Source organism: Pseudomonas fragariae (ex Marin et al. 2024), from assembly GCF_059621105.1.
In genome coordinates this window covers 642,684-654,159 of record NZ_CM184369.1, presented here as the reverse complement: position 1 = coordinate 654,159, position 11,476 = coordinate 642,684, and the positions used below count along the sequence as shown (strand labels likewise).

The 11,476-nt window shown below is 60.8% G+C and carries 9 protein-coding genes and 1 pseudogene; 6 read left to right on the top strand and 4 right to left on the bottom strand.

Annotated features, from left to right (window positions below):
* Complete coding sequence (gene queG, locus AC54XV_RS02875) at positions 1-1,089, top strand: tRNA epoxyqueuosine(34) reductase QueG (RefSeq protein ID WP_011266491.1); 1,089 nt, start codon at positions 1-3, stop codon at positions 1,087-1,089.
* A 377-nt stretch (positions 1,090-1,466) separates the two neighbouring features.
* Here the strand turns inward: queG and AC54XV_RS02870 are convergent, their stop codons facing one another.
* Positions 1,467-2,078 (bottom strand): trimeric intracellular cation channel family protein, encoded by a 612-nt coding sequence (locus AC54XV_RS02870; protein ID WP_003393544.1) that lies wholly within the window; start codon positions 2,076-2,078, stop codon positions 1,467-1,469.
* A gap of 96 nt (positions 2,079-2,174) precedes the next feature.
* On the bottom strand, positions 2,175-2,711 hold the full coding sequence (orn, locus tag AC54XV_RS02865) for an oligoribonuclease (protein WP_003402903.1): 537 nt from the start codon (positions 2,709-2,711) through the stop codon (positions 2,175-2,177).
* Positions 2,712-2,819: 108 nt separating this feature from the next.
* Between orn and rsgA the strand changes: the two genes are divergently transcribed.
* Positions 2,820-3,851, top strand: a complete 1,032-nt coding sequence (rsgA, locus tag AC54XV_RS02860) for a small ribosomal subunit biogenesis GTPase RsgA (protein WP_003366295.1) — start codon at positions 2,820-2,822, stop codon at positions 3,849-3,851.
* A gap of 61 nt (positions 3,852-3,912) precedes the next feature.
* Here rsgA and motB read toward each other — a convergent pair whose 3' ends face one another.
* On the bottom strand, positions 3,913-4,962 hold the full coding sequence (gene motB, locus AC54XV_RS02855) for a flagellar motor protein MotB (RefSeq protein WP_096104631.1): 1,050 nt from the start codon (positions 4,960-4,962) through the stop codon (positions 3,913-3,915).
* 3 nt (positions 4,963-4,965) lie between these two features.
* Positions 4,966-5,817 carry a flagellar motor stator protein MotA gene (gene motA, locus AC54XV_RS02850; protein WP_003402900.1) on the bottom strand — a complete coding sequence of 284 codons (852 nt, stop codon included), beginning with the start codon at positions 5,815-5,817 and terminating at the stop codon, positions 4,966-4,968.
* 207 nt (positions 5,818-6,024) lie between these two features.
* Here motA and AC54XV_RS02845 point away from each other — a divergent pair, with 207 nt between their 5' ends.
* The 4 genes and pseudogenes from AC54XV_RS02845 to AC54XV_RS02830 all read left to right on the top strand — a co-directional run bounded on the left by AC54XV_RS02845 (position 6,025) and on the right by AC54XV_RS02830 (position 11,469).
* A complete protein-coding gene (locus AC54XV_RS02845) occupies positions 6,025-7,560 on the top strand; it encodes an HDOD domain-containing protein (RefSeq protein WP_496717824.1) in 1,536 nt (511 codons plus the stop codon).
* 45 nt (positions 7,561-7,605) lie between these two features.
* A pseudogene (locus AC54XV_RS02840) lies at positions 7,606-8,418 on the top strand (rhodanese-like domain-containing protein); the annotation flags it as partial.
* A gap of 147 nt (positions 8,419-8,565) precedes the next feature.
* On the top strand, positions 8,566-9,429 hold the full coding sequence (gene asd, locus AC54XV_RS02835) for an archaetidylserine decarboxylase (RefSeq protein WP_024642707.1): 864 nt from the start codon (positions 8,566-8,568) through the stop codon (positions 9,427-9,429).
* Positions 9,430-9,684: 255 nt separating this feature from the next.
* The gene (locus AC54XV_RS02830) at positions 9,685-11,469 is read left to right on the top strand and encodes a cyclic-di-GMP receptor FimW-related protein (protein ID WP_024642708.1); all 1,785 of its coding nucleotides are present in this window, start codon (positions 9,685-9,687) and stop codon (positions 11,467-11,469) included.
* Positions 11,470-11,476: the final 7 nt, after the last annotated feature.

The following is an 11,476-nucleotide window of genomic DNA, read 5'->3' as shown; positions in this document are numbered from 1 at the left end:
ATGTCCGCTATTACTGCTGTACTTCCCACTTCCGATGATCTTGCCGCCCTTGCCGTTTCAATCAAGGCGTGGGGGCGTGAGCTGGGCTTTCAGGAAGTCGGGATCAGCGGCCTGGACCTGGCAGAGCACGAACAGCATCTGCAACGCTGGCTCGATGCAGGCTATCACGGGGAAATGGACTATATGGCAGCCCATGGCAGCAAACGTTCCCACCCCGATGAGCTGGTGCCGGGAACGCTGCGCGTGGTGTCGCTGCGCATGGATTATCTGCCGGGCGACACCGAGATGGCGCAGCGCCTGACCGAGCCGGAAAAAGCCTACGTCTCACGCTACGCGCTGGGCCGTGATTATCACAAACTCATCCGCAAGCGCCTGCAGCAACTGGCCGAGCGTATTCAGCAGGCCATCGGGCCGTTTGGCTTTCGAGCCTTCGTGGACAGCGCGCCAGTGCTGGAAAAGGCCATCGCCGAACAGGCCGGGCTGGGCTGGATCGGCAAGAACACGCTGGTGCTCAACCGCAAGGCGGGCAGCTTCTTCTTTCTTGGCGAGCTGTTTGTCGATATTCCGCTGCCGGTGGATGCGCCCCATGCGACCGAACACTGCGGTCGTTGTACAGCCTGCCTGGACATCTGCCCGACTGCGGCGTTTGTCGGGCCTTATGTGCTGGATGCGCGGCGCTGTATTTCCTACCTGACCATCGAGCTGAAGACGGCGATTCCCGAAGAGCTGCGGCCGTTGATTGGTAACCGGGTGTTCGGCTGTGACGATTGCCAGATCGTCTGCCCGTGGAACCGCTTCGCCCGGCCAACCGAGCAGAGCGACTTTCAGCCGCGCCACAATCTGGACAATGCCGGGCTGGCCGAGCTGTTCCTCTGGGATGAAGAGAAATTCCTCGGCAGCACCGAAGGCTCGCCACTGCGCCGGGCGGGTTATGAGCGCTGGCTACGCAACCTGGCCGTGGGGCTGGGCAACGCGCCCTCTACCATCCCGGTGATCGAGGCCCTGCAAGCACGGCGCGACTACCCGTCGGAACTGGTCAGAGAACATGTGGAATGGGCGCTGCAGAGACATGGCGTGGCGCCGCTTTAAAGGTACCCCCTGGATATTCCTGTGGGAGCTTGCTCGCGAAGGCGTAGTCACGATATATAGATTTTCAGCGACTGCACCGGCCTCTTCGTGAGCAAGCTCACTCCCACAGGTCCGCCGTGTTTTCAAGCCCTGTGGAACACTCCCGCAGGTCGGGGGTGTTTTCGAGCCACCTAGATGTTCTGCAGCAGCGCTGATCTTGTGGGAGCGAGCTTGCTCGCGAAGAGGCAGGGACAATCGCCGGAGATTTATGCCTCTGTCAGTCAGCCTTCGCGAGCAAGCGAAGCGTGGCCCGGCTCGCTCCTACATGGTTATGACTGAACAACATTGCCTCCCACAAGACTAGCTTGGGCATGCCGCTCGTGGCCCTCTCCCCCTCTTCAAGGCTCGTCTTTATAGACAAACTTGGGCATTTCCCAGCGGAAACGAATCGCCAGCAGGCGCAGCAGCAGGCCACCGAACAAGGTGATCAGCACCGCTTGCTCGTCCGGCAACTGCAGGTACTGGCATAGCAGAAAACACCACGCGGCCAGAAATGACACGCTGGCGTACAGCTCGCGGCGGAAGATCAGCGGGATGTCGTTGCAGAAGATGTCGCGCAGGATGCCGCCGAATACCCCGGTGATCACGCCGCACACTGACGCGATCAGCAGACCGTGCCCGGCCTCCAGCGCAGTCATACAGCCGATCAGGGTAAAAGCCACCAGCCCCAGCGCGTCGAGCACCAGAAACAGTGAGCGCAGATGACGCATCAGTGGCGCGATGAAGATCGTCACCAGGGCCGCCACACTGGTCAGGACCAGATACTCCGGATGCTTGACCCAAGTCAGCGGGTAATGACCGATCAGTACGTCGCGCACCGACCCGCCACCCAGCGCAGTGACGCAGGCGATCAGCACCACGCCGAACCAGTCCATCCCGCGTCGCCCCGCAGACAGGGCTCCCGTCATGGCTTCAGCAGTGATAGCGATCAGATAAAGCATCAGCAACATGGCGGCGACTCTGCGACAAAGGCGCGCAGTCTAACCAGCCGACCTGCGCACTGAAAGAGTGCAGCGAAGATTATTCACTGCACGCGCGAGTCTCGATCAAGGCTTGATGAAGTGCTCACGGTAGAAGCGCAGCTCGGCAATCGACTCACGGATGTCGTCGAGCGCCAGGTGGGTGCTGCCTTTCTTGAATTTCAGCTCGGGGGACCAGCGCGCAGCCAGTTCCTTGAGGGTCGAGACATCCAGATTGCGGTAGTGGAACCAGTTTTCCAGCGTCGGCATGTGGCGATACAGGAAGCGGCGATCCTGGCAGATGCTGTTGCCGCAGATCGGCGAACTGCGCTCCGGCACCCACAGCTTGATGAACTCAAGGGTCTGCGCCTCGGCTTCAGCCATGCTGACGGTACTTTCGCGCACGCGCTGGGTCAGGCCCGAGCCGCCGTGCTGGCGCGTGTTCCACTCATCCATTTTCGCCAGTGTCTCGTCGCTCTGATGCACAGCGATCACCGGGCCTTCGGCCAGGGTGTTCAGCTCACTATCGGTGATGATCGTGGCCATTTCGATAATGACATCGGTATCAGGGTCCAGACCGGTCATTTCCAGATCGATCCAGATCAGGTTCTGCTTGTTCTGCATGTGTCGACTCCTCAGCGTAGGCGCGCAGTTTAGCTCACCCTGCCGTGCTAGACTCCTGCCGATCAATCGTACTGCCTAATTCATCGGTTACATCACATCGGAACACCCATGGCCAAACGCCAACTCAATCGTCGTCAGAACTGGCGCATCGAAAAAATTCAGGGCGAGCGTGCTGCCCGCGCAGCAAAACGCGAGTCCGCTACGCTTGAAACACTCGAGGGTGGCGACCTCGGCCCCGAGCAGACGGGCCTGGTGATCGCCCACTTCGGCGTGCAAGTCGAAGTGGAAGCTCAGGAAGGCGAAGTGACCGGCCAGGTCTTTCGCTGCCACCTGCGCGCCAACCTGCCTGCACTGGTGACCGGTGATCGCGTGGTATGGCGCGCCGGCAATCAGGGCATTGGCGTCATTGTCGCGCAACTGCCTCGCACCACCGAACTGCGCCGCCCGGATTCACGCGGCCAGCTCAAGCCTGTGGCGGCCAACGTCGACCTGATCGTGATCGTCTTCGCGCCGATGCCCGAGCCGCATGCCAACCTGATCGACCGCTACCTGGTGGCCGCCGAGCATGCCGGGATTCGTCCGTTGCTGCTGCTCAACAAGGCCGACCTGATCGACGAGCAGAATGCGCCCGCGCTCAATGCGCTGCTGGCGGTCTATCGCACACTGGGTTACCCGGTACTGGAAGTGTCCGCGCACCACGGTGACGGCATGCAGAGCCTGCAAAGCCAGCTTGACGGGCACATCAGCGTGTTCGTCGGCCAGTCCGGCGTCGGCAAGTCCTCGCTGGTCAACAGCCTGTTGCCGGAAACGGACACTCGGGTCGGTCCGCTGTCCGAGGTTTCCGGTCAGGGCACACACACCACGACCACCGCCCGCCTGTTTCACTTCCCGCGCGGCGGCGATCTGATCGACTCGCCGGGCATTCGTGAATTCGGCCTTGGCCACGTCAGCCGTGCCGACGTAGAGGCAGGCTTCATCGAGTTCAACGACCTGATCGGCACGTGCCGCTTTCGTGACTGCAAGCACGACCGCGAACCGGGCTGCGCCCTGCTCAAGGGGCTTGAGGACGGCCGCGTTCAGCAGCAGCGCATGAACAGCTACCGCTCGATCATTGCCAGCCTGCCGCAAGACAGTTACTGAGCACCGAACGCCGCACGCAAAAACGCCGCGATCATCGCGGCGTTTTTGTATCGGTTGCAGCTCAGTTCTGGGCCGGCTCGACCCGCAATTTGCCATCGTCAAAGATATTCAGCTTCTGCCGGATCTCGTGCGGCTGTGCGTAGGCCTGCGGGTCGGGCGGCGCCGCTGTCGAAGCCCCCGGCGCAGCGGGAGCACCTGGAGCAGCAGGCACCGCCGGTGCGGGTGCTGTCGGCGCCGCAGGCGTGGCTGGCGCACCGCCGGAGTTCTGATCGCCCTCGATGCGGTGCTGGGCCTTTTTGGTCAGCACCACGATATCGATGCGGCGATTGATCGGGTTAGTCGGGTTCTTGCGATCATACAGAGCAGACGACGCGTACCCCACCACCCTGGCCACTTGTGAATCCGGATACGTCCCGGCTACCAGCGCACGGCGTGCAGCGTTGGCACGGTTGGCCGACAATTCCCAGTTGCCGAACCCGCCACTGCCCACGAAAGGCGTTGCATCGGTGTGGCCGCTGATACTGACCTTGTTCGGCACACTTTTGATGGTGTCAGCCAGGGCCAGCAGAATGTCTTCGAAATATGGTTTGAGACGCGCGCTGCCCGAGTCGAACATCGGCCGGTTTTCCGCATCCATGATCTGGATACGCAAGCCGTCCTGAGTGATCTCGAACAGAATCTGGTCCTTGAATTTCTGCAGTTGCGGGTTTTCCTCGACCTTGGTCTGCAATTCCTGGAGCAGCATCTCCAGACGTTCCTGCTCCACCGCTTCAGCCTTGGTCTCGGCATTTTCCGCCTCAAGCGGCACGGTGTCCGGCGACGGCGTGGTCTGCACCTCGGGGTTCAGCGTCTGGTTCGGCGACATCTCTGGCGAACCGCCCAGATCGATCACATAGGGCGAACCGCTGTCCGAGAAGCCGACCGGATCCTTGAAATAACCGGCGACCGCGAGTAACTGCTCCGGGGTGGCAGACGACATCAGCCACAGCACCAGAAAGAACGCCATCATCGCCGTCGCGAAGTCGGCAAACGCGATCTTCCAGGCACCGCCGTGATGTCCGCCACCAAAGCGCTTTACGCGCTTGATGATAATCGGCTGATTATTTTCCATGACTTAGCGACCGCGAACCGCTTGTTCCAGCTCGCTGAAGCTGGGGCGATGCAGCGGATAGAGAACCTTGCGGCCGAATTCGACAGCCAGCGAAGGCGGCATGCCGGAGGCCGAGGCCACCAGCGACGCCTTGATGCTCTCGTAGACGTTCATTTCTTCCTTGGCATCATGCGCAAGGCTGGTGGCCAGAGGACCGAAGAAACCGTAAGCCGCGAGAATACCGAAGAACGTACCGACCAGCGCCGCACCTACGTGCATGCCGATCGCTGCCTTGTCGCCCGAACCCAGCGACGCCATGGTCACCACGATACCCAGTACCGCAGCCACGATACCGAAGCCGGGCATACCGTCGGCGATACCGGTAATGGCGTGGGATGGATGCTCGAGGTCTTCTTTCATGCTCAGCAGCTCCATGTCGAACAGACCTTCCAGCTCGTGAGGAGCCATGTTGCCGGACGACATGATGCGCAGGTAATCGCAGATGTACGCAGTCATGCGCTCATCCTTGAGGACACCCGGGTATTTGGCGAAGATCGGGCTGGAGGCAGCGTCTTCGATATCCCCTTCGATCGCCATCATGCCTTCACGGCGGCTCTTGTTGAGGATTTCGTAGACCAGCCCCAGCACTTCAAGGTAATAGGCATGTGTGAAGCGCGTACCGAACATCTTCAGCGACTTCTTGAACACGTGCATGAACATGTAGCCAGGGTTGGCCTGGAGGAACGCGCCCAGTGCAGCACCGCCGATAATCAAGACCTCGTACGGTTGGAACAGCGCCATGACCTTGCCATGGGACAGCACATATCCGCCGATGACACTTGCGAGAACGACAATGATGCCGATGATTTTAGCCATAGGAAAAAATACTTTACTGAGTCGGGTTCAGGGACAGTCCGGAAGTTGTTGAATCTCTTCTTCTCCTTATCGGCCTAACTGGGCCAGACTATAGCCGGTTCTTTTGAAAAACCCATTTATGCGCCTCCATAAAAGGAGGAAAATGGCCTCAGCACCCCGTACGCTGGCGGTTTCCCAGCTCAGATAATCAGCCGCACAGGCCCTCGAATGCCGACAGTACACGCAGCACATCACCTCGTTCCGAAGACGCTGGATGCCTGGGTCAAACTGCTTGACGGCATCGCGTTGCCGGTCCCTGCCGTCAATCATGGACACGTCCGCGCCGCACTGAACGACAGCCGTCGTTCGCTGCGTGAAATCGCCGAAATGATGCAGGAAAGTCCTGCGCTGGTGCTGAGCGTGATGCGCGAGGCCAACCATCACACCCACGGTTTGACCGAGCAGGCCGAGAGCCTTGAAATTGCCATCAACCGCCTGGGTCTGGCGCGTACCGAAGTCCTGCTGGGCCGTTTACCGGCCAAGCCGCCCGAAGAAATTCCTGCGGCCTATCGCCAACTGATTCTGGTCAGCCAGCACGCCACGCAACAAGCCAACGGCCTGTTCGCCAGCCGGCTGGCGCGACTCTGGCAGGACATCCACATGGGCAGCCTGCTGTTTCTGTCGCCGCTCTGGCCGATGGCGCTGGCTTATCCGAAGCTGCTCGAAGAGCTGGAACTGCGGGTTATCCACAAGGGCCATTCCAGCGCTGCAGTGGAAAAAGAGCTGTTCGGCGTCAACCTGCTGGAACTGTGCCTGGCACTCGCCGAGTTCTGGCGCCTGCCGATCTGGGTTACGCGCGGCTATAAACTGTTGATCAACGAGCGACGCGATCTGGCCAAGGCGCTGCGTATCGCCCGCGAAGACAACAGCCCGCTGCAGCAGCAACAACTCATGGACGACGACCCCAACCTGCGCCGCTGGCTGAACCAGCCCGCCAATACCGTGTTGCTGGGCAACGGCCTGGCGCTGGCCGCACAACAGGCCTGGAACAGCCCGCATTGCCTGCGCTGGGAACGGCTGACCAGCCTGTACCTGCAACAGTCGATCAACGAAGTACAGCAACAGGCGCACCAGAATGCGGCCAGCAGCGCACGCGTCCATGCGGAAAAAGACCTCTGGCACCCGGCCGAATCGCTGATCTGGCCGTGGGATGCACGGCGTGTAAGGCGCGACAATGAGCCTGCACCTCCGCCATCGGCTGACGCCCTGCAAATGTGGCGCAAGCAATGCGCCGAACTGCTGCAGGACCCCAGCCCGTTCATCAACGCCATGCACCTGACCACCTCGGCGCGCGACGCCTTCATCTCGTGCGGCATGGAGCGGGTCATGCTGCTGATGCTGGACAAGACCTCAACCGTGCTGCGCGTCAATCAGACTGCCGGACTGCCGAAGGACGCCGCTGCCTTGCAGCTGTTCATCAAGGAAAGCACCGTACTGCAGCGCTTGCTGACCCAGCCGACGCAGTTACGCATGACGCCCGCCAACAGTGCGCAATTTGCCGTCCTGCTGCCCCCGCCGCTGAAAACCCTGTTCAGTGGCCAGCACTGGCTGATTCGCTCGCTGAGCAACAACGGCAAAGTCATGCTGCTGGTGGTCGCCGACCAGGGCGGCGGGGCCTTGTCGGAAATTTCCGTCCAGGCATTCGGAAAAACCGCGCAATGTATTGAACGGGCACTGGGCATCTTTAGTCATCGCAAAGCCTGAGGCCTGGCGTACAATTCGCCCCTTTCCTTTCATCGGAGGCTGCAAATGTCCGCATTCACTGGCTTGTCGCTGGTCATCGAACCCAACGATCTGCTTGAGCGTCTAGACGCCCCGGAACTGATCCTCGTGGATCTGACCAGCAGCGCTCGCTACGAAGCCGGGCACATTCGCGGTGCCCGCTTCGTCGATCCGAAACGTACACAACTGGGCACGCCTCCTGCCCCCGGCCTGCTGCCCGACACGGCCGGTCTTGAGCAAGTGTTCGGCGAGCTGGGCCACAACCCTGACGCTGTCTATGTCGTCTACGATGACGAAGGCGGCGGCTGGGCCGGGCGTTTCATCTGGCTGCTGGATGTCATCGGCCACAGCCGTTATCACTATCTGGACGGTGGACTGCTGGCCTGGGAAGCGCAATTGCTGCCGCTGAGCACCGACGTGCCGCCTGCTGCCGATACTCCGGTAACGCTGACGCTGCACGATGAACCTACCGCCACGCGCGAGTACCTGCAAAGCCGTCTGGGCGCCGCCGACCTGGCGATCTGGGATGCCCGCGCGCCGACAGAGTATTCGGGCGAAAAAGTGGTCGCGGCCAAAGGCGGCCACATACCCGGCGCCGTCAACTTCGAGTGGACGGCGGGCATGGACAAGGCGCGCAACCTGCGTATTCGCCAGGACATGCCGGAGATCCTTCGTGATCTGGGCATCACGCCCGACAAGGAAATCATCACGCACTGCCAAACCCATCACCGCTCGGGCTTCACCTATCTGGTGGCCAAGGCGCTGGGCTACCCGAGAGTCAAGGCGTATGCCGGCTCGTGGGGCGAATGGGGCAATCATCCGGATACGCCGGTAGAAGTACCGAATGTGGCCGCCGCGCCCGTCGAGGTTGCGCAACCCGTAGAGCCTGCCCAGCCAGCCCCGGCCGAAACCGTCGAACCGGTCCGCGCCACCGAACCGGGACGGACCTCACAGAAATATTCAGGACACTCATCCTCAGGACCTTCAATGAAAGACCGCTTGTTCATCATCAGCCAGTACCTGCTGCCACACCACCTGCTGTCCCGACTGGCAGGCTGCGTTGCCGAATGCCGCGTACGCTGGTTCAAAAACGCTTTCACTGCGTGGTTTGCCCGCCGTTATCAGGTGGACATGTCGCAGGCACTGGTCGAAGACCTGACGTCCTACGAGCACTTCAACGCGTTCTTCACCCGCGCATTGAAAGCTGACGCGCGCCCGCTCGATGCCACGCCGGGCGCGATTCTCTCGCCGGCCGACGGTACCATCAGCCAGTTGGGCCCTATCGACCACGGCCGGATCTTCCAGGCCAAGGGCCACAGTTTCAGCGTACTGGAACTGCTTGGCGGCGACCCCAAGCTGTCGGCGCCGTTCATGGGCGGCGAGTTCGCGACCGTCTACCTGTCGCCGAAGGACTATCACCGCGTTCACATGCCACTGGCCGGCACGCTGCGTGAAATGGTCTACGTACCGGGCCGCATCTTCTCGGTCAACCAGACCACCGCTGAAAACGTACCCGAGCTGTTCGCCCGTAACGAGCGAGTGGTCTGCCTGTTCGATACCGAGCGCGGACCAATGGCAGTGGTACTGGTGGGCGCGATGATCGTGGCGTCTGTCGAAACGGTATGGGCCGGACTGGTCACACCGCCCAAGCGTGAATTGAAGACGTTCAGCTACGACGAAGCGGCGCGTGCGCCGATCCACCTGGAAAAAGGTGCCGAGATGGGTCGGTTCAAGCTGGGCTCTACCGCCATCGTGCTGTTCGGTCCAGGTCAGGTGAAATGGGCCGAACAACTGACGGCCGGCTCCAAGGTTCAAATGGGCCAGGCACTGGCCGTTCCGGCACAGGCATGATCGCGACCTGAGCCTCGATGCATGAGTGCCCGATGATGGATATTGGCACTCATGCAGCATGCCACCGGACGATAATGGCCTCCGGCCATAATTGCTGCGAACCTATGTCGATACTGGTAAAGTCGCCCGATCGATGCTGTAGGATACTTCGCACTTTCATGGGCGTATGCTCGGCATATCGCGGGTGCGCGATAACCTCGACCCCCCTATGAAGCCATCATCCAGGCCAGTGAGTTGTTGGAGTTTGTCTGTCACATGAGTAATTTTAGCCTCCCTCTGCTATTGCGTGCGCCCACGCCGACGCAGTCGAGCCTGACATTCAGTGAAGCCAATCCCCGCGACCTCAAACGCTGGATCTCCAGACTGCCCAAGGCAAACCTCGGAGAAATGGCGCGTCAGCTCTATCAGGGGCTGACCGAGCTGAACCAGTTGATCACCCCGAGTGAAAACCGCCTGCAATTGCTTGAATTGCTGCGGCCCGAGGTGTACTTCGTCTGCAAGCACCTCGAACGTCACTTTCTCAATCAGGCCATTGTGCTGGACGAGCGACCACGCAAGGTTGCCAACCTCTGCCAGGCGCTGCAAAACCATCTGGCGACCGGTTACAAGCAAATCATTCAGCAGGTCGCCCCGCGCTACACCCGAGACCAGGCCGGGCTGTTCAGCACCGCACTGCAACGAGCAGTGCACGGGCTCAACGGGCCGCTGATTCGCGCCAACCAGCTTTACTGTCCCGTTCAGGACGGCCTGTGGCTCGAGCTGCACCAGATTTATCAGATTGCCCGTCAGTACCAGCTACACAACACGCCGGTCGAAGAACCCCTGGCCCATCACAGCAAAGTGCTGAGCGTTGAACAGACCTATGTGATCGCACTGCTGATGGGCTGCTCGCGCTGCAATCAGATGCGCCAACTGAACATCGGCAAACTGGCCGATGCGCTGGAGGCCTGGAGCGCGCTGGTAAAACTGCAGTCGCCTGCCACGCAAAGCAGCCTATTCGCCCTGGACCCGACGGCAGACAAACCGCCGCTGTATCGCACCCTGTTCAGTGACGAACAATCACCCCGGCTGCTGGGCATCAATACCTTGGCGCTGGCGGAAGCGATCAATCAGTACCTGGCCCTGCCGGACGACCAGCGCACGCCCTCACCGCTGCTGATCCCAACCGGTATCAACACCGACCTGCTGCAACATCTGGCGGTCGCCTGGGGTGATGTGGCCGAACGCACCTTTCAACGTACGCCCGGTCAGGGCACGCTGAGATTGTGCATCGGCATGAGCGCGCTGCATTTCTATGTCGCTGGCCAGAAGTCGTTCAGCGAGCTGTTGCAATTGAACAGCGCCACCAGTGCAGCGAGCTTTTCGTTGAAGATGGCCAATGATGACGCGGACGACCCGTGGGCCTCTGCCTTCGATACTCAGCGTGGCAAGACCTCATCCGTTCTGCTGCCCTACGAAGAGATTGAATACCCGAAAAACGACGGCGACAGCGACTCGCTGTCCAACAACCAGCACACGTTTCCGACCTTCGACCTGAATATCGTCAACCACAGCCCGGGCGGTTACTGCCTGGCGTGGCAGAAGGACGTGCCTCAACAGTTGCAGGCTGGCGAACTGGTGGGTATTCAGGACGACGCAGGCCAGGGCTGGAGCGTTGCCATCGTGCGCTGGATCCGTCAGGTACGCAGCGGGGGCACACAGATGGGCATCGAACTGATCGCCCCGTTTGCCCAGCCGTGCGGCATGCAACTGATTCGCGAACAACAGAACAGCCAGTACCTGCGAACTCTGATGCTGCCCGAAGTACGCGCCATGGAAAAACCGCCCACCGTGCTCGCACCGCGCCTGCCTTTTCAGGAAGGCAGCATGGTGATGATCAACGTCAACGGCGAAGAACGCCGCGCCTCACTGAGCAACCGGCAGGTCAGCAGCGCCAGTTACAATCAGTTTGAGTATCAGATGTACGACGCCCCGAAAGCCGCCGAAACCGAAAAGGCCATGCTGGATCAGGAATTCGATTCCTTGTGGGGCACGCTGTAGCGATCAT